Below are 25,617 nucleotides of genomic sequence, written 5' to 3' on the forward strand. Positions count from 1 at the left end.
AAGTCCAAGTGAATGTCTTCGTATACATCGATAAACTTCTGATTCAAAATTCGAGGCCTGTTAGCTTTTCGAAGCAAAAACACAAAAAGAAGAGGAGCTGCTTCAGAAAGCAACTCAATATCAACCAGTAAATCGGTTCAAAAAGTCCACGCCAATAATAAACCAAACCCAATTGCAACGCCATAGATAGCTGAGCTTGTCATAGCAGAAATAGTATATGTATTATTGCGGCTGGCTTCATGGTTGCTAACGCTTTTTTTGCAACCATTAAGACATCATTGTTTATACATAATTGAAAATCGTCATAATGTAGGTAACTTTGTGTCAATAAACCACAATTTAAGTGCATTTGTGCATTTTTCATTGACACAAATGTGCCTACATAAAAAAAGAAAAGCCTGATATATCAAGCTTTTCGCGAGAAGGTTATGTAGGCAACTTTGTGTCATTGGACATTAATTAAATGTATTCGCTGAATTAAGATATGTTTCGGAACCAGTTATTAATTTACTTCTGAAGAAGCTGTACGAAAACTGTATCTACTATTCATGACTTACCTGTAATGAGGGCAAAAATCATTCAAGATTTCACTGGAATCGAATGTCTGGTTATATTCCTCGGCTTTATCATCAACTGCTGCTATCCCTTGAATGATAAGAGATTCAGGAGCCTCATCATCAATTGAATAATTAAAAGGGTAATTATTCAAATGCCATCGATTTACTTCGTAGTTTAAATAGACAATGTTACGTTTATTCTGATAACTTAGCGAGTTCCAATCAAAAGGGTCAATCACTGACAGAAAACCATTAAAATCATTTAAATCTTCCACATCAATATAATTAGTATGTACTTTTTGCTCCCATAGTTTTATTTGATTCTCAACAAAATTTTTGTTTTTTGGATATTCATTATGTTGTAACTTCCAAGTATTATATCTTTCTTTAAAATCGCTTTTGTTATCCTGCCATGTACAGAATTTCAGTAAACCCAAAATTAATATCATAGCAGTTAGTTTGATAATAAATGACATAAGCTTTGATGATTTCATTTAAGTTTCCTTTCGAGGTATTCTTAAGCACCTTAAGAATTACCATATACGTCCTTCTAGTATCGCCAAGTAATTTTAAAGGGCCAATCTCAAATCAATTCCAACTTATGCTGGTTTCTAAAAATACTATATTTCCTTTTGACAATCTTTCTATATTACATTGCTTTACTTGCCCATTTCTCAATCAGTCGGTCTATCTCTCTCCACAAATTGTTATGGCGCTCATATTCCTCGAGAACCAATCGAACTACTCCATCCTCTGGGTCTTTTATGGACCGTGGTAATTTAATGATTTGATACTGAATAATGGAATGCTTGGGGAACCCTTTGGGACGGGGATCCTCGCCCATTATAATCCCAGTTGGAGGTTTTATTGCTTCGTTTACCATTGGTACAATATAACGAGCCAAATTGTCTAAATCAATTTCTTGATCTTTTGGTGGCACATACAGGATGGTAATCTTCAAATTAATTAAGAGTGGCCATAGCACAGCGTATCGGTCCTTATATCTGTCTATCATAGACCGTATGACCTCTTTAAATGCTTCGCTATCCCCTTTTTTGGTCGGTAAACCGGTTGAGCCAAGAGGGCTGAATGGTGCGGAAATAATAAACTTTCGATGATCTTCGAAAATTTTGTCCAGAATATCGCCCTTCCCACTTTCATAGTTATTGAAAAGTAGGGACAAACCTTGAGGATCAATCCTGAAGCCTCTCATAAATGCAGATTGCACATCCTGTATATAGTACCTTTCCAATACATTCGGATCTTCAGCATCTCCAAATCCGAAATCTTGGACCATTTTAACCCTATCACGATAATCCCTTAACTTGTCATAAGCTTTTTCTAACTCATATGAATCGTGCCATTCGACCAAGTCCTCTCCACATCATAACGATAGTCACCGTCGTCTTCGGTAAATCCGGATCCACTTCGAATCATATTGTATAACTGTAAGTCTTCTAAGAAATCTCTTATTGGTGCCATTTTGATTTGAATTAACGGTTTTTCATTTTCCAGCTGAATGTGATAATTAACGATGAGTATGGCTACTTGTCTATCATCTAACAAAGGTAGCCGCAGTTTTTTCGATTCTCTTGGATAAAGCAAGTCAATATAATTCTTAGCCAATTGATGTATGCTTGGAGGGTTTCCCCTTTTTGGATAGAAATCCATTTGTAGCACTACAGGCCCTCGATACGCCCCTCGGTGATTGGAACACATATATGAATTGAGTTCATCTAGAAACCGTTGCTTTTCCTTTCCCCGCATGCTTTTTTTGCTGTATGTTTCTTGGTTAATTGAAAAAGATAATCGCTTCATGTAACGATCTCTGTAACGGTGGTAATTGCCTGGGCTTGTCCCCAGCAAATAATCAAGTTTCCTCATATATCTCCTTTATAAGTCCAGCAACTTAAAATTGTCTCATTTCGCTTCTTCTAAATTATACTAATATTTTCTCCGTACTCCAATATCTTTAATTACATCACGAACGCTATCTTATAGTTATAAAATCAAAAAAGATATCTCTGATTAGGAGATACCCTTTTTTGAGTAGGCTGCTTTTGACTCTTTTTATGGCCTCTCACAAGTATTTACTTAGTATTAGCGAACGAATTCTTTTGTTTTACCTAGCCAGTTTTTCACTTTGAAAATATAATTTTTTTTCTTAAAATAACAGACTCTACACTCGGAGTTCCACGCTTTATGAATGTTGGCAGGAATATTTTGGATTCCAGATGTTTTGGCTATACATGTCCGATGTTGTCCACTTGAAAAAGAGTAATGTCCACAAGAATGGGGATTTATCTCGATACTGTTTTGCATTCCCTTATTCTGTATGCTTTTTAACAATAATGGACAATAGTACATAGAATTGGCCTCGAAATCCCAATAGGTATCATCTTCAGTTAGCGTTCTTTCAGCTAAAGTATAACGTTTTTTCTCGCTATCAGTGAGTTGTAAAGAGCATTTTCCTGTTAACTTCCTAAAACAATCGTGCTTTGACAACATATATGTAAATTCAATTGAAGTTGGATTAAACTTATTTTCCATTGTACTCTCCTACTATTTCATTTTATATAAAGGATCAGTACGATTGTTCCCCAGCGTTTTGCTCCTTCCACAGCTCTATCCACCCCTCCATTGGTTTCTGTTGATAGAATGCTTTTTTCTTCTCAGTTACTATAGAATGCAATTGTTTCTGCAGCATCTCCATTTTCGATAAAAGGGCTGGTACGCCTTCATCCTTTCGTTGCCGAAACTGGGCTTGTACGATTTTGTAGCTGTAAATCACCCGCGGCGGTGCCAGTTCGAACAGCATATCCAAACTTGAGGCTATCCCATCTGTGATGAAGCAATCAATCTCTTTAAGAAAAAATATCATATTGTCGGACGGTAAATGAAGTTCACGCAAAAGGGTGTAAGCACGGTTTCCCAGCAGGTCAACAGGTATATCGCAGTTCTGACTGATACAGTCGATTACCTCCACCAGTTTAGCGGTAACCTCCACAGTCTCCAATTCATCTAAGTGGTCGTAGAGCAGTTCCCATAACGATTGGCTATCTGCCCCGTTGACCAGCACGGTCCATCGCAGCATGTGATCCGTCATCAGCGTCACGACGTTCTTCGGCCCGTTCGTTAATAAGTCGTCGCAGGCATCTAGAACCTGATCCTTAAAACTCATTTCGGTGATATTGATTACTCTTCGCAGCGCGTAAGAGAGCGCTGCGGGAAAAGCAGGATGCCAAGGACGCTTCAATAATTCCAAAGCTATGGATGGCCAGAGGGTATTACTGGTGTTTCCAAGAAGCTTGTATAGTTCTCCATACTCCCTCCCGTAGACCTCGATAGCGTCCGTCAGCAAGCCGGAGTCTGTCAGGTTAATTATTTCAGTGGCTGCCAGAGGCAGCGTCAATCCCTCCGGTTCCCCCAGCAGGAGACGACATATCTCCAGCGGCACCTCATCTCGTGTTAGCGCAATGGCCTTAAGCCAACGGGCATCGATTCGATCGCTCTGCAGCACTGTCAGTACCTGAACTTGCTCCTGAGGATGCAGTCTCGGCCAGTAGTTTATGTATTCGGCTAGCGACATGGATACGACATATGAATCCCTGTTGCCCAATAGACGGACTGCTAAACTTTCTCTGTAAAGGATGCTCCCAGTTGTATGCTTCAGTAGAAAATCCAGAAAGCCCATTCCATAATCGCTAGGAGACCTATACGTGATCATCCGCTCTATCCAACTGATCCACGCCTCAGTAATATGCACCACTTGATCTTCACTGAACAGGGAAGCTGCTTTAGAGGTCGATTCGAATAAGTAACCTTCGTCGATCTCAAGAAATTGAGGAGGTACATATTCCAAAAAGATCGGAAGTAGCGTGCTCCATAGATGTAGAATCTCTTCCTTATTCTGAGAGGACATATGCTCATAGTCTAGACGGAACCAATCTCTCTTCTGTGTGAACTTTATCATGAAATCATTTACAGCCACGCAGTTGATTTTGACTGTCAGCACTTCCTGTAGCCTCGTTCGTACCCGTTCGCGCGTGTCCCGAGCCCAGCTGCTCCAGCCTTGAAAGCAGCCTTGAATCCCTTGCAGTACAACGAATGGATGCGGATCTCCCAAAATGAGATCGACATGAAGCGGATTCTCACCGTATCCGCTGAGTAAGCTAAATGCTGCCGGCTCGCGAATAAACGCTTCTTTATAAGTTAGCAGTTGTTTGAGGATTATTAGCTTGATCTCAGCATCCAATGAGTAGTCATCCACGACTCGAGCGAGCTGCCATGCTTCTTCGGGAGTCACCTTAGAGGCCTCCTCCGGAGACCTAAGACGCTCAGCAATCGTATAGAACATTTCTTCAGTGATAGCCACATTATCGATTGGCAGGTATCGATTATCCTGTGTATCTTCGAACTTAGGGATTCCGTCGTGCCATTTGAAATTGTAGTCTATGAAGCGGTAATCTTTAATATAACTTGTTACAGTTTCAGCTTCATTGTCCTGCAACTCTTCGATCTGCGTAGTAAGCAATACAAGGGCTTCGTCTCGTATGTTCGGGTAAGGACTAGACAAAGATTGAAGGGCCATTCTTCTCAGCTCACTGTGGAATTCCTTTTCCTGATACGCCTCATAGATCCTCCCGAAACTGCGAATGCAGGATAACATGATACTGACAGATTCGCTGTCTAGCAGCTGCCGAAGAATGTCGAGCAGACGCTTCTTGCCATACCTACCTTGCGTCAAGGCAGTATGCATTGCCGCCTCATAATAGGTTGGATGGGAGAACATTAATCTATCATCAACATAGATGATATATCCAGCACTCTCCAGCTTCTCACAGACAGTTTGCGCCTGCGCTATACCCTCGGGAAGCCCTGATTTATCATATACAAAATTTAAGAGAGCGAAGAGGTCCCTCTCAACAATTCCGAAGCTAACACTGCTTCCCAGCACCATCGTGACAAGCAGAACGACTTCATTTTCCTGCCAACTCAGGAACACTTGACCCAAATGAACGGCATCAAACTTGGCCAGACTTGAAAGCTCCGCGTAGCTCTTATTGATCAACTCGTGCGGTTCAATGAACGCCAGATGACGGATTTGTCCTGGCTGCAATACGGCGGTAGGCTCCACATCCATTCCAGCCGCCACAATGTCCCGGATGCTATCTGGAAGTTGCTGCAACTTTGCATATTTTGACCACACTTTAATAGCGTAAGCGGAGTTGTCCACCGTCAAGTCTCTCCACTTGCTTGCACCCACACTCCAGGTAGTCTGTGAAGGATTGCCGTTGAGTTGTTGCAGTAAATCCTTCCTTGAGGTGACAATCAATTTCCGGTGTGGACCTAACTGTTCGATTAGCGTATATAAGCGGGACCACGCATTCCTGGATTCTTGATTCAGACTTGTGTAACCAAATGGATCCTCTAGGAAACAGATTCGGCTCTCACTGCTCGCTACCGTCAAATACCGATAAGCCGAGTCCAATTCAACCTCCTTAAGATACGTATAGCCTTGGTCAGCACGGTATAGCTCGGCTATCCATTCGGCCATATGCGATTTGCCGCAAAGAGAGATACCTGTTAGAAGCAGCGCGTGGTGTGTCTCCAGGTCTCTAAGGAGAAGGTCACCACCTTCTGAAGGTACGTGAATAGGTCGTGCAAATGCCCGATTCCCTGCATCCTTGTACAAGATGTCTCTCATGAGCGGGATCACGTCTTTTCTCTCATTCCGGGCCTCTCGTACCGCCTTCTCCAAATAGCCAATCACTGCCCTAGCTTTGTGTTCTGGGATATGATGATGAATCTTCAGCAAGCGAATCAACTCTGCTTCAATCGACTCAGCATCCGTCCGTTCCCAGATCAAGATGCGGCGGGATAGCTCTCTCAGAACAGATTTTTTCACTCTCAACTGCTGAGTATGTTGTATACAATAAACGTCCCTCCGCTGCTTCAATGGGGATGGCTTCGTCGTCTTGTACGTCTTCGAATAGGCCTCCAGAAACGTATCGAATAAAATTCCTTGGAGCGGGGACTCTGGATGCTCCAGTATGTCACCTATCGCATTAAGGAAGGTCTGCGTATCGTCAGAGCAACGGCTTCTTGTAATGAACAGCACCAGGCGATTGGGATCGTTCTCCACCCGATGCAATAAATTTGCGGTATCCTGATTACCAGGAAAGTGTCCCACCCATCTAACAAGGCTGCTAATCCCTAGCGTACCTTGTTCGCTTTTAACTTGTGTTTCGATAGTGAAGGTTTTTCTGTCAAAGACAAAATGAAGTTCCGCATCCTCGCCATCCTTCTTCTCTACAATAAGTTCCAGTCCATCATGCTCCCACATCAAGAGAGCCAAAAATATTGTTAGCGTATATTGATAATCATAGCCTTGTGGGCCTGTTAGCTCAATTGACATCGTCAAAATGCTCCTTCGTAAATAATTGTTTTGAAGTACACAATAATCTGTTTTATCGGTATTAAATCAGTGTCATTTTATCGTAATTTACATTGATATATTCTATTGTTTTATAATAGCATTTCCTGAATATCACTTCATTGTACTTACCATTGTTAATAATGAAAATAGAAGTATTTGTTTTGTATTTTGTCTATATTGATCCTCTCAGTTAACACTTTTTTAATCGAACTCTTTTTATTGACTAGAAAATATAACAACATGCAGAAATAATGTTGTTATAAAATCAATATATGGTGATTGTGGTTATAGTTACGAACACATGTACCTTTATTTGTGATATAATAAGGGGATGGAATATTTTATGAAAAGAGGCGGTATATATCAGTTGGATGGAAAAAAATTATTTGCGAAATCGTGTGAAAAAACAAAATATCGAAAAACCTCTAATAGATACAATCTTTAAGGTCTACGGAAACCATAAGAGTTATGGGCTTAAAGATCGTGAAGGGCAGCATAATATGTCTTTGGATATTTCTGAGGCTTATATAAACGATGAGAATGCCATGATAGAAGCGGGTGTTGGTATCGGAAAATCTTTTGGATACCTTATCCCTAGTCTTTACATTAATCATTTTATGAATCAGCCAATCATCATAGCCACATCATCCATTCAGCTATCTGAACAAATACATCAGGATCTCTTTACTATCTCCAAGAAGTTAGGATTTTCAGGCATTCGATCGATTATTGGAAAAGGTATGGGACAGTATGCCTGCAGACAACGAGCATCAGAAATATATGAGATAAAAGACAAGAAAAAGAGTGGTTTTGAAGCTATCACGCCAATAGTTGGGGGAATAATGGATATAGAAATTAATGAAAGGTCTGATATCTCTGGGGGGATAACAGATTCAGAATGGTCCAAGCTTTGTGTTAATAAGTGCAATTTTGAAAGGTGTTTTTATAAGAGCACCTGCACTTTTTACAACATGCGGAGCAAGATCAATGCCAGAAATGGGGATATTGATTTTATTATCGTGAATCAAGACCTACTTATTCGGGATTTGATCAAAAAAAGAGATGGTTTGAAAGGACTTATTACGGAGCATCCCGCTTTAATTATTATTGATGAAGCTCATAATTTAGAGTCCAAGGTTAGAGACGCGAGAACCGTCGAATTTACGCTTCGTCAAACGGAGCGGGACCTGGACAACGCATTGCAACTTCTAGTTCGAAAGACCGGAGAACGAAGTTTCTTTGCCTCCTTAAGATTTTTGAAACGAGTCATTATGGACGTGTTCAAACAGATTGAAGCTGATTTACTATACACGGCCAACCAGGACACCGATCGGATGAAAATCGGTAAATTAACCGGTATTCCCTTTAGTAAGGTTGCACAAATTTTTAAAGATATTAATCTGCGGCTATCGATCTTGGAGACTGACCGCCAGGAAAGAGACATTGATAATTCAATCACTGCTATAGTCGATCTTAACTATTTATTTGATATTTTAAGTGGTGAGGAAGAGGGATATCTCATTTGGGCCACAAAACCAAAAAAGGAAGCCACAATTAGTATTTGCCCTAAGAGAATCAGCCAAATCCTTAATTATAACCTATTTGAAGGTTCTACCCCGGTAATCTTAACTTCAGCAACAATGTGCCAAGGAGGAAATACTCTTGAAGAGGAATATGCTTATATCTCAAAATCATTAGGATATAGTGGTGAGTATAAAGATCGACAAATCTCACCGTTTGATTATAACAATCATTCAATCTTATATATATCGAATCAAATTCCCTACTACAAACATGAAAATAAGGATGCCTTTCTTGATGCTGCTTGTAGGCAGCTGATTAGACTGTGTGATTTGACCCAAGGACGAACGTTGGTTCTTTTTTCCGCCAAAGAGGATATGAGAGTCATTCAGGAGAAGTTAAGCACTGAAGAGCTCAGATGGACGCTGCATATTCAGAAAGAGGGGTCCTCACAAGATGAAGTGATTCAACAGTTTCGAGAATCTAAGGGAGTATTACTCGGTACAGGTGTGTTTTGGGAAGGCGTTAATATCGAAGGATCGGATTTAACACAGGTAATCATTGTACGCCTGCCCTTTCCAGTTCCCGCGGACCCTGTTTATGAATATAAGGCGAGTATATCAAAAGATCCGCATAATGAGATATTTTTACCGGATATGCTCCTCAGGTTACGACAAGGTACGGGGCGTTTGATACGAAGTGAAAGCGATCTTGGTGTATTAAGTATTTTGGATTCTAGGTTATCCGCTGGAGCAGCTCGAAATTATAGAAAAACTGTTTTGGATGCTTTACCATTCAAGAATGTTACTGAAGATTTTAAAGAAGTTGAGCGCTTTGTGAATGAAAATCTGAAAACTTGATAGCAAATTTATGAAGTTGTTCACTGTACTGGCATTTGTATGATCAATTGCACTTTCACAAAAGCACCACGAGCGACCTCTGTTCGTTCCACCTGCCCTCATCAATAACCAGGATACGACCCCAGAGGGAACGAACGGAGTTGCTGCAAAATCATGTGTATTGCTACTCGTCATGCTAACCCTCTAATGATATCACTCGAAGTTTATTTAATCTAGATTTTTCATTAACGTAATCTGCCCGTTACTTCAACAAACAACTAAGGAGTTGCTGCTTAGCAAACTCACAGCTATCATTCTCCGTAAGCGTAAACTTAGTTTTCAAATGCACTCTGCTCTTTCGATAAAGGCGAAAGTAAATACATAAATGACTTCCTAATCTCTTCATTGAATTCTACCTCATATGATTTTAACGAAAAATTAATACTATCATCTATATTAGTTGATACCCAATCTTCATATAGTAATGCTACTGTTCTTGCTAATTTCAAATCTGGAGTAGGTTCTGAAAAATCTGGTATCCTATGGGCCGAATATTTATTTCTCCAATTTTTAACTGATTCCCAGTAAGTTGTATATGTATCATCATCTAATTCTAATGATGATAAAATTATAGATTTGAAATCCCCTATTAAACCTAATTTTTTCCAGTGTGTTTCATTTGTATTTGTACCGAAAACCATGCACCATAGATTTATTGCTTGTAAATAATGCGCATTAATAGTATAAATCCAAAAATCTTGCGAGCCAAACTTAATCAGATTATCAAATTCTTGATGGAGTAATCTAAACCCAGAATAATGAAAGAGAAAATCTCTTAAAATATGTATTTGTTCATTAAAAACTTTTTCGTTATAGTTACTCAAATAACCCCCACCTTATTATTTATTTCTCAATTTAAATTCATCTTAAGTATCAATACTGTACCATAAAGAATAGACTTAAGCGTTGAATCCCCTTTCTTTATCATTTATCAATTACTATTCGCATCTCCACTTCACAATTCTGCCCATTAGTCTGAATAAAGGCTGCCGATTGCGTTTACTTGATCGACTGCTTATCGTGTTTGAGCTAACGTATCCCGTTAGTTGAACAAGCACAATATCTTCGTACTGTGCAACATCTAACGGGCAGAATACATATTTCCTTTGTGGATATATTAATTTTGTTTGGTGAATTAAGGTGAGAAAAGGAGAACGGCTCATGAAGGTTTTAATTTGCTTCGTAATCCTAATATCAATGCTTGGAACGCAAACTCCATTTTGCAATGCAGTTGAGAAGAAGCCGCTTGAGGACTCAAGAGAATTGCAACTTCAAGATATGCTTGTTTTGCAATTACTACCGCATATGCAAGAGAAGCTTGAAGAAGTGTACTCAAATGTATTTTCAGTACCAGGTCCACCCGATATTTATCCTTATTTTGTTGATGTGAAGCATATAGAAAGGGTTAATGGCTTCCGTGGTTTTGATTTTTTGATCACTCTTGATGTGCATCCAACAATCGGCCCTCATATCCCTGTCGGCGAAGATGTTTTTACATATCGGATTTCACCATTTGGAGTTGAACTTAAAAATTTCGAACATCTTAGCGGACCCAATAAGAGTGACTTCCCCCCCAATTATCAAGATCTTTTGAAGTAACAGAAAACTTTTGTTCAATAAACCAACAATAGTCTAGGAAATTATTTTTCAGTTTAAGATAGCTGTTGGTTTTTTATATTTGAACCCTCAAAAAAGAGCTCCTTTGGAATTCGCTAGTGAGCAGTATGCGTCAAATGCGACATAAAACCTCCACTTATCTTGTTCAACTATCCTGCCCGTTATCGCAGAGAAGGCAGCCAATTTTTATGTCGGCTGCCTCAAGTGTTGCTGAGCTAACGTGTCCCGTTAGCTCAACAATCCATCCATATGTTCCTCAGCCGCCGAATGAATATCTCAGGTTCATTTGGGTCAAATACCTCTATCCCGTTGTCTTTTATAAGCTGTCTTTTAATCAATTCGTCAATGAGTCGATCGGTTACACCGTGATAATCGTCCAATACATTTTCCTCTTCAATAAAACTAATTTGATCACCTATATTACTCAAAAGGTACCAGGTCGTCATAGCTGCTGTTACGGGATTTCCGGTTAATTCCCTTGCTTTACTCGCTGGGAGGTGGGCAAAGCTTACTATTTCTCCTTTGCTTTTATTGACTAAAACGTATCCTTGTCCCATTCAAAATGTCTCCTCATTCTCTTAGTTCACTGAACTATCGTTTCCCGTTAGAGCTTAATCGAGGTAAGTATCATTCCTCACTTACCTTCTATAACATCACTACCCGAGTGTTCGTCCTTCTCTCTTTGCTCAGCTTGCAATTTCTTGGCCATAGCAGCGATGCCCTCATATGGTGAATCACCGAATCTCAATTTCATTTCTTCTATAAAAGCTTGTTTGTAGCGTTTCTCATTTTTTTTACGTTGCCTCTTTTTCAACATATGCCCCCCCTAACGTTTCCCGTTAGTTTAGCGAGTTCAAAAAAGGCTGCATGTAGGCTCCATTATGGAATATAGGAACTACTTCGCTAACATTCAGTTCACTTGCAATAATAACATCCTCTGGAAAGCCCTTTTCTGTTAACTCACGACCAGACGAGCATTCACTCAAAATCGTTTGTATGTCGTGTTCTGCATGACTAAATGCACTAACAGCAATCTTAGCCTCTGGCGAAATAACTGATTGGTCAAACGCACTAAGAATTGCACCAGCAGCAATCAAATCTTCAATAGCTGGACGCAGCATACCATTTGCCCACTGTTCACCACATGCGATTACACTTATCACTTCATCTGGATAATGCCTCTTTATAAAATCTGAAACAGCAAAAGCATTCCGTAAACACCCAGCTATCGTAAATACATTAGACTCAGTAGCTATAACTGTACACATTGAACCATTTAGAGAAGGTAATACGATTCTTGATTGTTGTTGCAGAGAGAGTAACGATACTGGAGAAAGCGAAGGAGTCTTGCCACGCTTTTCAGCTAAAGTGGCATTAACAGACTGAGCATATTTTATTGCTGACTCATCTTTGTACCGATATGGAAACACAAAAGCTTCTCTTGAAACTGCAACTTCAACACAAGTAGTAAACGATAAAACATCAATTATGACCACAACACTCGATAATGGAGCCAGTCGTCGTACCCCTTCTGCTCCCCATTCAAATCGAATGCGATATTGAACTTGATTAAAAACATCGTCGTTTATAATGATCATCCCCCTTTGATATTGACCTTTGTTAACCTGCCCGTTACTTCAATATAAAAAGCAGATTGCATTAGCAGTCTGCTCTTTACGCTATCGTTTACCGTTAGTTAATCAGAAGGGTAACAAGCTGGTGAATTATTTTCAATGGTCCAAGAAATAATCGTCGCACTATCTCGACCTTTACCAACGTGGACGGCTGTTAGCAATTCTTGAACACATGTGTCTAAAGAAGATTCAAATTGAGATTTTAAGCATTCATATATATTTCTCGGATTGTTGTAATGACTTTCTCCGAACTCTAAAAGACCATCAGTCGTCATAAGAATCATGTTTTTCCCAGGACGAAGTTCACGTAATCCAGTGGTATAACAAGGTATTCCATAATTAAATGCACTCTGATTTCCAAGCCATTCGTAAAAGTTCCTTTGGTTCATGGCAAACTGACCCATTTTTTGCAGTTCTTCATGAAGGAGGTAAAGGACACAGTCGCCTATATTAAGCCACCATAAATATGGTCCTTTTCTAACGCAGATTAGACAAGAAGTTTCTCCGACAATGTCTTTGCATTGGTTTATGAAATCATGTGAACTGAATAAATTTACAATCAATTGTCTTATTGTTTCAAATAAATATTCAGTACATGTTAGTAAACCTTCATAAATTTCAGGCATTATTGATTCTAAGCTACGTATTACTAATTCGGCACTTTGTGCGGTATTATGGGCATCTAAAATCACTATAAATTCACAGCTATTATCCTCACTACGCCAAATAAGAGCCCCGTCCTCATTTTTGTTGGCACCAGAAGAAGTATTTCCTCCGTATATGCCAATAGTGATGTCTTTATAATTTGTTACAAAGGGGGCATCTAAGTGCTTATCTACATCACCTAACCAAATAAATTGACTTAGTTTCACAATTCCCACCTACCAACTGAAGTATTTATTGTTACTAAAGCAACAAAAAATCTATTGTCTACAAAGAGGCAATAGGTTTTTCCATCGCGGTACCACTCTTCTTGATTCGCTATTTAGTCGATAACGAATCATCTTAGAACCTAGTTACGGAGGTTAACCGTTAAGACCTTTCAACCTACCGCTCATGGGTGAGTTGGAGGAACTATCGGCTGTCTCGCACCTACCGAAAGTTCTCTGAGCAATAGATAACCTTTAATACTTCCAATCAATGCGTTTAGCCGTAAATTATTTGAATTGAGTATATAATCCCCAAATGTTCCCTGTCAACAAGCATTATTGAGTTAAACTGACCGTTAGGTTAGCGGTTCCCTCTGAACTTAATAAATCTTCCAACGAGGAAAATGTTCTTTGTTCATTTATTTGCCCTAGACTTCTTGGGGCTTACTCACCTACCATACCGTCCTTATCAGCATCGTGCATATATGGGTATAACCAGTGTTCACTTGTTATTGGCATACTATAACCTGCTGCTTTAGCTTCTTTAATCGTCACCTGTCCATTACCGTTTGTATCAACACTGGATATATCACCGTTTGTATTTGAACTAGTTGAATCAGAAGGTTCACTGCCTGTTAAACCAAGTGATGCGTTTACTTCATCAGGATTCACATTGTCGAATTTATCGATGATCACGTTACCCTTTAAAGTATAGGTATACTGATAACTTGAGGGGATTTGGGTTTTTGTATTCGGATATGTGATAATCGCTTCAAAATTAGTCGCTCCACCTGCTTTGCGTATCGCATCTTCCATATAAGCTTGATTACCATGTCGATTGAGTGTACTGTCCTGCGGGGTAATATTATACGCATTCGATACACCTCCGAGAGAATCAGCAATGACATGTCCTTCATCTAGAACGTCACTTTCGACACAAGGAACCTTTGCCTCGTCTGCGTAGTATCTGCCAGACGATAATACAGTTTCGTTAAGGTCGTCTTGCAGAATAATTTCGGTAGCAATCACACGCACTAGTTGGCCGTATTCATTCGTAAATGCCCAATATTCACGCTCCCCATAACCAACGTCAACAACAATGTTAGGTTCGCGATGCCCAGACAAATCACCACCATCAACCTCGATAAGCTTGTAACCTTGAAACTGTTCGTTATTTGGTGGGGTTTGTATTTCCTCCACAACAGGAACACTCGGCGTTTCCACTACTACTGGTTCGTCAACAACCGTAGTGACAGTTTCTTCTTTTTCATAATTTTTATTTGTTTCAACTGTGGCTACTACTTCTTGTGAAGTATTGGATGTATCTTCTACATTGGTACAACCAACCACAAAGATGATCGTTAAAAGTAAGATTATTTTTTATATTTAGGTTAGATAGGCAAAAGAGTAGATAATGAAAGGACCACACATTTTAGATATGTCTAATATGTGTGGTCCTTTATTTATTTTCTTCTTCAACTAACGTATCCGTTAGTGCAACAATAAGCATCAGTTCCTTCTCTCCACTTTAATCTTAAGTAATAGTACAGTTTTATTTTCATTTATCATCTTTGTTATTTCATTACTATCTTGATAGTCGTATGTTCTTAACGAATTCCCTGACTGTTGGTAAACTCCCAACACTTTCGTTTCCCCAGATTCTAAACCTACTTCTTCGTGACCGATTGCATAGTCCCAAGTGCTTGCCCCTCCCCGTTCTAAGATGTTTTCAACTAATTGAGGGGGAGTAGATACATCTGGCGAATAAAAGAAGAACGAAACATTTTCAAATTGGGGATTAATAATTCCAAACCCCATTGGACCTTCCGCTTCTTGGTCAGGATGTAAACCATATGATAGTTCTTTCAAACGGAAAGGAACGGTTTCTTTTCCATCTTTATAACCCTCCACCCAAAGAGTTACCCAACTTTTATCAGCTTCCGTTAGTTTCAAATTGAAATCATATAAAATTCCGAGGTGTAAATCATTAAATGTCTTTGTATATTGGGAATTATCGGTTACTGAAATGTAAGCTATCTTCTCTCCACCATTAGGTTCGTTATTACAACCAAATACTGTAAGAAATAAACAACATGACCAAATATGAAACGGTTCGATAACTTTTCAATATCGTCACCTCCAACGCAAAGCCATTGTACCATAAAATACCATATTTTAAACCTAATTTTGTTGTGGCATTGCTGAACTATCCTGCCCGTTAGCGTAATGCCCTCTTGTTTCTTTGCCCCGTGGCAATCGGACAATGTTCTTGTCATCGCCAAATGACAAGAACGTTGTCCGATAAATAAACAAGCCCGCGGTTTACGCAGATTTCATTCGGATAATGTTCTTGTCTTCCGACATTTGTCCTGTCGTGTATTTTCGATCATCAAATAATAAGTTCTAAAACCCTTCCCGAATTGTTTAATGAAACAAAACAATCCCCAATCGGATACTGGTGGGCTGATTTGCGAAATTACTATACCGCAGAGGAAGCCAAGGATCAAAAGGTTCCACTTTTGATCCTGCAGGGAGAAAATGATGCACAAGTTCATGTAGATCAGTTGCAGGGCTGGAAAGATGCTCTGACAGGACGCGATGATGTAGAATATTTGCAGTACCCCAAAATGAATCATTTTCTTGTTGAAGTGGAGCAGACTTCTACTGGCACAGAATATGAAGTTCCGGGTAATGTTTCCTCGCTATTGATCCATGATTTGGCTGAGTGGGTCAAAAAAATAGCAGGACATTCTTAAGAATGAGCTTCAAATTTGCAGGTTAATGTTTTAGGGTTACAAATCGTCAATCCTATTATCTTAGGCACAATTACAACAATAATGGACTTCCAAGAGAGCCAGAGATGGCTGCGGTTTTCTTGGAAGTTCGTTTTATCAAAGGGAATGATTCGATGTATGCAGGCAATCATATGAATCAAGTGAAGATTGATTAGGCAAAATTCTAAACAATTATAAATCAAAAACAGGCAATAATATTACTCAAACGATAAATTGAAAATGGATTGATTTTTGTGTATAATGTAACTATAGTATATATACAATATGAATAAAATTTTTTTGATAAAACGGGGTATCGGCATGCAAATTATTATTTCTAATAGTTCCAAGGAGCCGATTTACGAACAAATCACTCAGCAAATTAAATCACTAATTCTAACAGGAGAATTGCCCAAAAGTACAGTAATTCCTTCAATGCGAAATCTGGCCAAGGACTTGCAAATCAGTGTCATCACCACAAAACGGGCCTATGATGAACTGGAGAAAGAAGGATTTATCTATTCGATTGTGGGGAAAGGATCGTTTGTAGCAGAACAGAGCCCAGACATGATTAGAGAGAAGAAGCAACAGGTCATCGAAGAACAATTAGCTATGGTCATCGCTAACTGCAAGGCGATCGGACTTTCCCTTTCGGATTTGCAGCAATTAACCAAAATTTTATATGAGGAGTAATCGATATGGAGTATGTGATGGAATTGAATAACGTAACTAAGCGCTTCAAGGGGTTTTCCGTTGAGGATATGAATTTGAAAATCCAACGAGGTTTTGTAACAGGTTTTATTGGCGCCAATGGAGCGGGCAAATCGACAACAATTAAAATGATCATGAATCTGCTCAAACCAGATGATGGAAGCATCCAGGTTTTTGGACAAGGTTATGATCGGCATGAGAAGGCGATTAAGGAGCGTATCGGCTTTGTCTATGACAGCAACGTCTTTTTCGAAGGTCTTAGTCTAAAGGATATTAAACGGATCGTTGCACCGGCGTACAAGCATTGGGACGATGAGTGTTTCAAACGATATATTGAGCAGTTTGAGCTGCCGCTGAACAAAGCGATTAAGACGTTCTCTAAGGGGATGAAGATGAAGGCTTCATTGGCCATTGCCCTGTCGCATGATGCGGAACTGATTATTATGGACGAGCCTACTGCTGGTTTAGACCCTGTTTTTAGACGCGAGTTGTTGGATCTGCTACAAGAAATCATGCTCGACGGCAAACGAACGCTGTTCTTTTCCACTCACATTACAACTGATCTGGATCGCATTGCGGATTACATTACTTTCATACGGAACGGCCGCCTAGTTTTTAATCAGTCGATTCATGATATAGCTGACAACTATGCACTCGTTAAAGGGAGAATTGACCACCTGGATCGGGATACGGAGCAAGCATTCCTTCATATCCGCCGCACATCAACCGGCTTTGAAGCTTTAACGGATAATCGATCATCCATCCGGGAAATATTCGGCGATCACGTTGTGATAGAAAAAGCCAATTTGGAAGATATTATGTATCATTTAAAGGGGGATACGAAGCATGCTTAACCTGATCAGACGAGATGTCATTTTGCAGAAAAAACAACTGATGATCTTCATCCCCTATATTCTGGTCTTTATTGTATTGGGAACTCCGGCTATTCTAACCTATTTGGTGGCCTGTATCTTCATTCCGCTCAACGCCTATGCTTACGATGAAAAAGTAGAGACCAATATCTTGTTGAATTCTTTGCCGTATACGCGAACAGAGATTATCGCTTCCCGATATTTGGGAGCAATTGTGTATATGGTGGCCTCTATCGGCATAACCAGTCTGGCCTTGTTGGTACTTGACAAAACCTTTACCTGGGCAGATATCGCTATAGCGGGCGGTTTGTTTCTTCTATTTGCCGCGTTTACTTTCCCATTGTTCCAGCTCCTGAAACCGGGTTATATTTCAACTGTTATACTCGTTAGTTTTGTTCTCATTGCGCTTATTTTTAAGCGTCTATCCGATTCCTTGACCCAATATGTAACGGCTATTTCGGAGTTCATCAATCGATTTTCAATCCCGAATTTGTATGTGGGAATAGCTTTGATTGTTACGGGCCTCTATGTGATTTCTTGGCTGATGACTACAATCATTTATAAGCGAAAAGCTTTTTAAGTGAATTACTATATCTGTCTCGGCAAGTTGTAAGCTGGAAAATCTCTCTGTTGATTGACGAAGATACTTCTGTCACCAACTTTACCAAACTCCTGCACGATATGTTTTTGATATCTTTTCGTTCTTCGTCCATGACGTTTCAAGCAAAACCGCGGCGCCAGCCGCCAGCTTCTATGTCAACGAGCTGTAGATGCTCCGTTCGTCCCGCGGCCAAACGAATGTCTCCTACTCTGGCTGTTAGGACTAGCCGCAATGGACAAACTTCTCGCGGCAATCAATGCATGTTCTTGTCCTCAGTCGGGAAACGATGTAAGTTCTTGTCCTGACCAATGGACAAGAACTTACATCCATAAAATAAAAAAACCGCGCAGCATGCGGATCCTAATGAATGTATGTTCTTGTCCCCTCACACATATCTTACATCGTTACTGTCCATTGACACAAAACCATCCCCAATGATGACACAAAATAGCCCCCATTGGAATAATTGACACAAAAGTACCCCCAATCGATATATTGATTGGGGGTACTTTTGTGCAATCTTGTTTTAAGCTGAGAGCGTTGGCGATCAGCTCCATTGAACTACCGTCTCCGTTAGGTCAATAGCTTAGGGGATTACCTGTTTGTGAAACGAGAATAATTATTCTCGATTCACACATGAAGACTCATTCAAAATGCTCTTCTATTAACTCGACTATCTCTAAATAGCTATACTTTTCTTTAAGCTTTTCAGACAGCGTTCTCACACCAAAGATCTCTGTAAACGTATGACTTCCTACAATTAAATTCATACCAATGAACTGCGCATATTGTACAGTATATAAGATTTTCTCGCCTGTTATATACACATCACACCCTGCATTATGGGCATCACGAATACTTTGTGTTGAGTTCCCTGCTCCTGTTATAATACCAACTCGTTTTATAGGTTTTTCTGAGTTTCTTCACGACTTTATATCTTCATTTAGAACAGTTCTAATTCTTTCACTTAACTCATCTAAACTAAGGGGAACCCTGAACTCTCCGATACCTGGCAGGCTTCTGCCCTCATGGTGAGTGGATTGATGGATGAGTTCATTTATTCCAAGAGCTTTAAACAATGAATTGCACGTACCAATTTCAGCATAGTCGAGAGGTAAATGAACGAAGAAATGACTGATTCCATATTCCTTGAGTAGAGAATGACATTCTTCTTTCATACCAAAGACGAAATCCCATGCATCGTGATGGGTAATTATTAGATCTATTTTATTTTCCGTTGCTTGTTTGACGATTTCGGGAGTAATATTCGTTGAGTACCCTATTCGATTAATTGTTTTTTGACCAAAGTCGTAGAAAGCAAATTCCTCGCCATTATCAAATTGTGTTAACAGGTTGCCAAATATCGATTCGATTGTTTCTCTGAATTGTTCGGTATCCACTCCCACTCCCCCATTTAATCACCTATATTTGAGTTTATGCCCATTCTGCCAGTTAGCACAGAAGGTTGTCATACATTACTGTTTGCAGCCTTCTCCTATTTGTATATTAAGCTCTCGTTCCCGTTAGCATAATGGTACACCACGCTATCTGTAACAGCAAGTTTGAGGGCCATCCTTTACGGGATGGCCTTAAAGTTAATCTCTTGTGAATTATTTTTTCTTTATCGGTATCCAAATCTCCCCAGTAACATTTACTGCCATTCCATAATACATTTCGAAACTAGGGCCTTCAACCTGTTCATATTCAGATGTCGGAAACCACTCAGAATATATTCTTACCCATAGTTTCTGTAAATCACATTGCGGCTCCGGGAAAATAGCCCACGTTAATGCCGGTACAGAAATTTTTGTAAATCTCTCCGGCAACTCAAGTCCCTTTGGAAGATTGTAACATACCATGTACTTGAAAGATTCTTTAGTATGATCATATAAGGCAGCGTGCAATACGGTGTCACCAAAACGTCCCAGCAATTCGTTCATTAGATCAACGCTTCCATCATCATCACATTTTTTACGGAATTGAGGAACTTCAGAAAATGCTGTTTTCTGGTCCGAATTTATTAAACCATAGACTCCAAACATTTCAAAAGATCCTCTTTGTTCAATTCGGTAATTCATCTCGGCATCTCCTTTTATTGAAATATGAAAGGACATACGAGGATAGGCTTTTAGAGAAACGCCTTTATCGCGCGCTGATACCGGGATAACTCCATGCAGGTTCTTAAACGCCCGTGCGAACGCTTCCGGTGAGTCGTATCCATACTTCAAAGCTACATCAATAACCTTTGTATCCGTTGTCTGCAGCTCAAAAGCCGTCAATGTTAAGCGTCGGCGTCGAATGTACTCCGATAACGATACTCCCGTAATAAACGGAAACATTCGTTGAAAATGATAAGTAGAGCAACAGGCTATCTGTGCAATTTTGTCATATGAGATATTGTCCGCCAAATTTGTTTCGATGTATTCCATGGCGCAATTCATCCTGTTCAGCCAATCCATCGTTCTCCCTCCCTTCGAGATAAATCTTACCGCGGATCCTGAATGAGTGCCGTGCATTTCCTGCACGAGAAAGTCAGTTTGTATCAGATAAAAACTTGCCCTTGTTTATGGTGCGACTCAGAGCGAATGACCGTTAAACTAAACTGCCCGTTTGTTGAGTTGATAGAAGGAGGCACAGCAAGTCAGCTCCTGTACTAAAGTCCTTCGTTAGCTTAGGCTATGTAACCAGATGTGACCATCCAGGGTCGGCTTCATTCCATAGATTTTTTGGAGAGTATGGAGATGCTTCATCTTCTCATCATCAGCCTCTGTGTGGAGATACCCCTCTACAAGCCTGTACCCGAATACGAGAAGGATTATCTCGTAGACACAATGATCGGCGATTCGGGATACATTCTCATACTCCGAAAAGCCTTTGTAATACGCGGGGACGCATCGCTGGTAGTGTTCGATCATGTGATCAATATCCGGTTCATCCGCGATCAGGCTTGCGAGATCCTCGCCCAGATAACCCCATCCGCTGGTATCCCAGTCGATGAGCGCGAAATTCCCGTCAGCATAGATCAGGTTGGTTACCCAGAAGTCCCTGTGGCATAGCACGATGGGCAATTTTTCGATACGGGCGAATATCTCGTCTGCTTGCTCATCGATGTCGATGAGCATTTGCCGCACCTGCAGCGGGAATTTGCAGTCCTCCGAGCGTATATAATCGTAGACGACCGGCCATGACCGATAATGCAGATACGTATTCTTCATGAGATCCACATGGCTGAGGTTGGTCAGGCTCTGCAGCATGGCGGGCTGCTCCGCATACAACTTGCCTTGAAAGCGACCTAACTCCAGCGCGGCCTTTTCATACATGTCACCGGTCAAGTCTAAACCGGTTACGCCATCGATATATTCCAGCCACAGCTGGTATTCATTTTCTTCGGCATTGAGCTCGGCGTGATAACATGTCGGCCAGCGGAGGGCTCGCGAGAACGTCGCTCCCAAGTCAGACGAATAGAGATCATATTCCCGACGCCATGAGCCCGGATCGCCGTAACGCTCCCATTTATGCTGGATTTTCAGCACTATATGGTACCGCAATTTTTCGCCATCCAAGCGACGTAGACTACAATTTCTACAGGAACGCATCCGCACTGAACGGTCCAAGATCGGTGATCATCGATCCATTACGTTCCTGATCATTGACGACACTTGCTGTAAGAAAGATGCTTCCACAAAGCATATGGAAGCTCTAGATTACCACTTTGCTCACGATGAAAATAAAAGCATGTGGTCTCATTGCTTAGTGACTGCTCATGTTGTGACAGAAGGTCTGTCCCTTGCTTGGGATTTCCAACCTTACTTACGAGAAGCTTACTGCCAAGCGCATCGCCTTACATTCAAGAGCAAGAATGACTTGGCTATAGAGCTTTTAGATTCTTATCCTGCTAGCGAAAACGAACAGGTTTACGTACTAACTGACAGCTGGTACACAAGCAAGAAGTTCATGGATGCCTGTAACACCAAGGGATTTCATCTAATCGCTGCGGTCAAAACCAATCGTAAGATTGCACCTGCTGGCATTCGAATTTCGATGTCCAAGTTCGCCTCCGAACATGTCCGTTCCACTGATCTCCGCTCCGTTACGGTGGAGAAGCAAGGACGGTATCGGGTTTATGAATATGAAGGACCTGTAGCCGATATGGAGAACGTCAAGGTTTTGCTGTCTTGGGAAGATAAATTTGACCCTACACAGAAACCATTCTGTATCCTCTGCACGGATATTAGCCTGGATTCCGACACCATCCTGAGCTATTATCATGTTCGGTGGAACATCGAAACCGGCTATCGGTACTTCAAAGAGCGTTACTGGACTCTTCAATACTTGGTCTACAATTTCTTAGAACTACAGCGGAAGGAGTGGTCTACAAGTGATAACATCTTGACCTTGGGAGATGTGGTACGACGTATTCGGAATGAACATTTCGGACAAATCATCGTTTATGTCTACCAGCAAGCTTTGGATCACAAACCTCTGAAAGAAGTATTGGACGATCTCAAGCTGTCTGCTTAAAGCCGTTTAGTCGGTTACGCTATAGGTATGTCTACTTTTGGCTAACAGCGATCATTTTGCAAGACTCAAGTTTATAAAGTAATCAGTTAGCTTCTCATTTTCATTTTCATGCAATCGTTTATTTTCTTGTTCAAGTTCTTTATTATTCTTCTCCAACTTTTCAATCTTTCTCTTAAGAGAAGCGATTACGGCATTTTGATTGTTCTCATCACGTTTAATCCTCGAGTCCACAAATGCATTTTGTTGTTGATTTCGTAAGAAATCGATACGCTCTTTAAGCTCAGAGTGGTTATAAAGCGTTGCCTTGCTCACTCCAGCTTCTTTCGCTACGCTATTAAAGTTAATTGCCTGAGAACTCTTTGTAAGACGTTTAATAGCTTCTTCAACCTTATCTTTAGTTTCTTGCTTTCTCTTTTCGTGTAGCTGCCTTAATTGTTCTTCGCGATCAAAATTAGCCATGTTTAACACCTTTCTTTTTCTTGCGTTCTAATTGTCTCTTCATACGGTCCAAACGTCCAAAAATAACATTTCCACCCTTGATTGTTTCGTAAATGTTTTGGTATCTTTCTAAGTTTTTTTCATTTGCTTTAACCATATCTTCACGACCATACTCTTTTGAGGCTTCAATCATTTTGGTTGCACTCTCTATATGGAGTTCATATTTTTTAACATCAAAACTCGTCATACCAACAGCTAAATCAAAACAAGGTTTACCATCGTTCGCTGTGAGACAAGGAGGTTCTGCCGCTAATGGACAGTTTCCATTCACCCTTGCTCGACAAGTCCCGTAAGGGTTGTCCAATGCATTTAACTTCTCGTCTTTCCACATCATATCCATGATGTCTTCAGGAATATCTTCTGTTTCAGAAACTTGATGAATTTCCCCATTTAAGTCAAAGCTAAACACACCTTGTTTGACAACTTTTTCAAACTCTTTCCTTTTTGTATCATCAAGTAGACGAGCATATCTCATTGTCATTTCTGGAGATGCATGAGCCAGCAATTCCTGTACTGTTAAAATATCAGCTCCACCATTTAACATTTTTACGGCAAACGTGTGGCGAAATTGGTGACTCTTAAAATAAAAGATATTTCCCAATTCATCTGTAATATTCTTTTCGATTGCTAATTTATTAAGCTGTGTTTGTACCCAATTTTGCCCAAATGGTTTTCCCTTTCGGAGACCATTGTAACGAACAAAGATATATTTATTAGGATTGTTATCATCGTTACTCAGTTCCTTGGAGTTGTGTATTAATACGGCGATTATATTTGCTAGTTGATTATCAATCGGGATTTTGTGACCTTTTACATACACTTTTTCAATATCAGTTACAATAGAATATTTCCCATTTAAACGAACCAAACAATCTTGTGTTAATTCCAATACATCGCTTATACGCAATCCAGTTTTAAAGGCAACCCACACAATAGGTTGTACATCCAGATGAAGGTCGCTTAAATTATCAAACAGTTGATCTACTACGTGGTCAGGAATATAATCAATGTCGTCATCTGACTTCTTATCAAGCTTTGGATAATCCTCAGAATAGATTAGTTTAGAAGTTGATTTCTCTGGTGCGATGCTGTAATCATAGCGTTGAATATCTTTCAAAAATGTATAAACACGGTTAAGATTATTAAGTATGTGTTGTTTTGGTTTAGCATTTTTCCGCTTGAGATTGTTTTTTACATAATGGTGAAGGTATTCTAGGTATTTCTCAATATGCTGTCTTGTAAGCCCGTTTAAATCGTTCCATTTTGGCTCTGACTCACTGATGAAATTTAAGAATCTTGAAACGTATTCTAGATATATTATTGCAGTACCCCATGAAAATCTCCCTCCACCTAGCAATCTTGTTTTAATATACTTCTTTAAATACTGCCTAAAAATAACGTTTTGAATACCTGTGAAATCAATATAATACGCCGTTATCGTTGTATTGTATGGTATCCCAAATTTGTCATGTAGTACCCTAATATCCCATCTATCTTTCTCCCATTCTTCACGATTATCTGTTAAATTGAATAATTTCTCATAAATGGTACGGAAGAAGTTTGCTGTTGCTGATTTGCCCTCGTAGTCACCATATTGGATATTTTTGAATGTTCGGGTTGTTTCTACACCTTTATTGTTCAACCACCAAATCCACTGTTTCTCAGTCTTCTCAACATCTAACTCAAGGAGAGAATGGAGGTGAGGATACTTTTCGTTTAGAAACAAAACTAATTTTTTTCCGAATGTTACATAGGTATTATAAAGGCTGCTAAGACTCAGTTCATCGTTAAACAACTTATAATAAAGAACAAACTTAAGTTCTAATACAATATTATGATTTTCGGTAGAGAACTTTATTTTTTTCCTTGTTCCTCTGTATATATTGAATTGTTCTTTAAAGTTAGGAATTTGACCAATATCGTTTAGATTCCAAACAACATTGACTAAAAAGTAATCATTGTCTACAAGTCTCGTTTGTACTTTACCATCACTAGATATAATCTTAACCTCGTAAGAGGAAAGGGTGGATGTGATTAAGTCCCAATAATCGCTTTGTGGGAGTAAATTATTTGCTATGATTTTATCCAATGTCTATCCTCCTAA

22 protein-coding genes and 2 pseudogenes are annotated in these 25,617 nt (G+C 39.8%); 7 read left to right on the plus strand and 17 right to left on the minus strand.

Annotation, left to right across the window (positions count from 1 at the left end; translation table 11 throughout):
* Positions 1-553: 553 nt before the first annotated feature.
* The 5 genes from H1230_RS16495 to H1230_RS16515 all read right to left on the minus strand — a co-directional run bounded on the left by H1230_RS16495 (position 554) and on the right by H1230_RS16515 (position 6,975).
* Complete coding sequence (locus tag H1230_RS16495; protein ID WP_239710745.1) at positions 554-1,051, minus strand: hypothetical protein; 498 nt, start codon at positions 1,049-1,051, stop codon at positions 554-556.
* A gap of 155 nt (positions 1,052-1,206) precedes the next feature.
* Positions 1,207-1,929, minus strand: a complete 723-nt coding sequence (locus H1230_RS16500) for a hypothetical protein (protein ID WP_239710747.1) — start codon at positions 1,927-1,929, stop codon at positions 1,207-1,209.
* A complete protein-coding gene (locus tag H1230_RS16505; protein ID WP_239710749.1) occupies positions 1,899-2,441 on the minus strand; it encodes a hypothetical protein in 543 nt (180 codons plus the stop codon). Before H1230_RS16505 ends, H1230_RS16500 begins: the two co-directional genes overlap by 31 nt.
* 216 nt (positions 2,442-2,657) lie before the next feature.
* Positions 2,658-3,107, minus strand: coding sequence for a ParB N-terminal domain-containing protein (locus tag H1230_RS16510; protein WP_239710751.1), 450 nt, complete (start codon positions 3,105-3,107; stop codon positions 2,658-2,660).
* A gap of 34 nt (positions 3,108-3,141) precedes the next feature.
* Positions 3,142-6,975, minus strand: a complete 3,834-nt coding sequence (locus tag H1230_RS16515) for an nSTAND3 domain-containing NTPase (RefSeq protein ID WP_239710752.1) — start codon at positions 6,973-6,975, stop codon at positions 3,142-3,144.
* Between the two features lie 392 nt (positions 6,976-7,367).
* On the opposite strand from H1230_RS16515, the gene H1230_RS16520 reads away from it, so the two are divergent.
* Positions 7,368-9,377 (plus strand): ATP-dependent DNA helicase, encoded by a 2,010-nt coding sequence (locus H1230_RS16520; protein ID WP_239710754.1) that lies wholly within the window; start codon positions 7,368-7,370, stop codon positions 9,375-9,377.
* A 311-nt stretch (positions 9,378-9,688) separates the two neighbouring features.
* Here the strand turns inward: H1230_RS16520 and H1230_RS16525 are convergent, their stop codons facing one another.
* Positions 9,689-10,240 (minus strand): hypothetical protein, encoded by a 552-nt coding sequence (locus tag H1230_RS16525; protein WP_239710756.1) that lies wholly within the window; start codon positions 10,238-10,240, stop codon positions 9,689-9,691.
* 337 nt (positions 10,241-10,577) lie between these two features.
* On the opposite strand from H1230_RS16525, the gene H1230_RS16530 reads away from it, so the two are divergent.
* A complete protein-coding gene (locus tag H1230_RS16530) occupies positions 10,578-11,015 on the plus strand; it encodes a DUF3888 domain-containing protein (RefSeq protein ID WP_239710758.1) in 438 nt (145 codons plus the stop codon).
* A 251-nt stretch (positions 11,016-11,266) separates the two neighbouring features.
* On the opposite strand, the gene H1230_RS16535 is transcribed toward H1230_RS16530, so the two are convergent.
* The 6 genes from H1230_RS16535 to H1230_RS16560 all read right to left on the minus strand — a co-directional run bounded on the left by H1230_RS16535 (position 11,267) and on the right by H1230_RS16560 (position 15,489).
* Positions 11,267-11,590, minus strand: a complete 324-nt coding sequence (locus tag H1230_RS16535) for a hypothetical protein (RefSeq protein WP_239710760.1) — start codon at positions 11,588-11,590, stop codon at positions 11,267-11,269.
* 77 nt (positions 11,591-11,667) lie between these two features.
* A complete protein-coding gene (locus H1230_RS16540; RefSeq protein ID WP_239710762.1) occupies positions 11,668-11,850 on the minus strand; it encodes a hypothetical protein in 183 nt (60 codons plus the stop codon).
* Positions 11,851-11,872: 22 nt separating this feature from the next.
* Complete coding sequence (locus H1230_RS16545; RefSeq protein ID WP_239710765.1) at positions 11,873-12,631, minus strand: 2-phosphosulfolactate phosphatase; 759 nt, start codon at positions 12,629-12,631, stop codon at positions 11,873-11,875.
* A 98-nt stretch (positions 12,632-12,729) separates the two neighbouring features.
* Entirely contained in the window at positions 12,730-13,539 is an 810-nt protein-coding gene (locus H1230_RS16550; RefSeq protein ID WP_239710767.1) for a PP2C family serine/threonine-protein phosphatase, read from the minus strand.
* Between the two features lie 441 nt (positions 13,540-13,980).
* Positions 13,981-14,886: a DNA/RNA non-specific endonuclease gene (locus tag H1230_RS16555; RefSeq protein ID WP_239710771.1), complete on the minus strand. Its 906-nt coding sequence runs from the start codon at positions 14,884-14,886 to the stop codon at positions 13,981-13,983.
* Between the two features lie 159 nt (positions 14,887-15,045).
* On the minus strand, positions 15,046-15,489 hold the full coding sequence (locus tag H1230_RS16560; RefSeq protein ID WP_239710773.1) for a hypothetical protein: 444 nt from the start codon (positions 15,487-15,489) through the stop codon (positions 15,046-15,048).
* A 467-nt stretch (positions 15,490-15,956) separates the two neighbouring features.
* On the opposite strand from H1230_RS16560, the gene H1230_RS16565 reads away from it, so the two are divergent.
* From H1230_RS16565 to H1230_RS16580, 4 genes are all read left to right on the plus strand, one after another.
* Entirely contained in the window at positions 15,957-16,292 is a 336-nt protein-coding gene (locus H1230_RS16565; protein ID WP_275590889.1) for a prolyl oligopeptidase family serine peptidase, read from the plus strand.
* Positions 16,293-16,631: 339 nt separating this feature from the next.
* Positions 16,632-17,003, plus strand: coding sequence for a GntR family transcriptional regulator (locus H1230_RS16570; RefSeq protein WP_239710776.1), 372 nt, complete (start codon positions 16,632-16,634; stop codon positions 17,001-17,003).
* A gap of 5 nt (positions 17,004-17,008) precedes the next feature.
* Positions 17,009-17,875 (plus strand): ABC transporter ATP-binding protein, encoded by an 867-nt coding sequence (locus H1230_RS16575; protein WP_239710778.1) that lies wholly within the window; start codon positions 17,009-17,011, stop codon positions 17,873-17,875.
* Positions 17,868-18,473 (plus strand): ABC-2 transporter permease, encoded by a 606-nt coding sequence (locus H1230_RS16580; protein ID WP_239710780.1) that lies wholly within the window; start codon positions 17,868-17,870, stop codon positions 18,471-18,473. Before H1230_RS16575 ends, H1230_RS16580 begins: the two co-directional genes overlap by 8 nt.
* 665 nt (positions 18,474-19,138) lie before the next feature.
* On the opposite strand, the pseudogene H1230_RS16585 reads toward H1230_RS16580, so the two are convergent.
* From H1230_RS16585 to H1230_RS16595, 3 genes and pseudogenes are all read right to left on the minus strand, one after another.
* Positions 19,139-19,900: pseudogene (locus H1230_RS16585) on the minus strand (Nif3-like dinuclear metal center hexameric protein).
* 204 nt (positions 19,901-20,104) lie between these two features.
* Positions 20,105-20,953 carry an AraC family transcriptional regulator gene (locus H1230_RS16590; RefSeq protein ID WP_239710781.1) on the minus strand — a complete coding sequence of 283 codons (849 nt, stop codon included), beginning with the start codon at positions 20,951-20,953 and terminating at the stop codon, positions 20,105-20,107.
* Between the two features lie 207 nt (positions 20,954-21,160).
* A pseudogene (locus H1230_RS16595) lies at positions 21,161-22,054 on the minus strand (aminoglycoside phosphotransferase family protein); the annotation flags it as partial.
* Between the two features lie 34 nt (positions 22,055-22,088).
* Between H1230_RS16595 and H1230_RS16600 the strand changes: the two are divergent.
* On the plus strand, positions 22,089-23,015 hold the full coding sequence (locus tag H1230_RS16600) for a transposase (protein ID WP_239717383.1): 927 nt from the start codon (positions 22,089-22,091) through the stop codon (positions 23,013-23,015).
* Positions 23,016-23,066: 51 nt separating this feature from the next.
* Here the strand turns inward: H1230_RS16600 and H1230_RS16605 are convergent, their stop codons facing one another.
* On the minus strand, positions 23,067-23,474 hold the full coding sequence (locus tag H1230_RS16605) for a DUF6262 family protein (RefSeq protein ID WP_239710783.1): 408 nt from the start codon (positions 23,472-23,474) through the stop codon (positions 23,067-23,069).
* Positions 23,467-25,602: a tyrosine-type recombinase/integrase gene (locus tag H1230_RS16610; protein WP_239710784.1), complete on the minus strand. Its 2,136-nt coding sequence runs from the start codon at positions 25,600-25,602 to the stop codon at positions 23,467-23,469. The genes H1230_RS16605 and H1230_RS16610 overlap by 8 nt, the downstream gene beginning before the upstream one ends.
* Positions 25,603-25,617: the final 15 nt, after the last annotated feature.

It is taken from the genome of Paenibacillus sp. 19GGS1-52, from assembly GCF_022369515.1.
Classification (GTDB): domain Bacteria; phylum Bacillota; class Bacilli; order Paenibacillales; family Paenibacillaceae; genus Paenibacillus_AQ.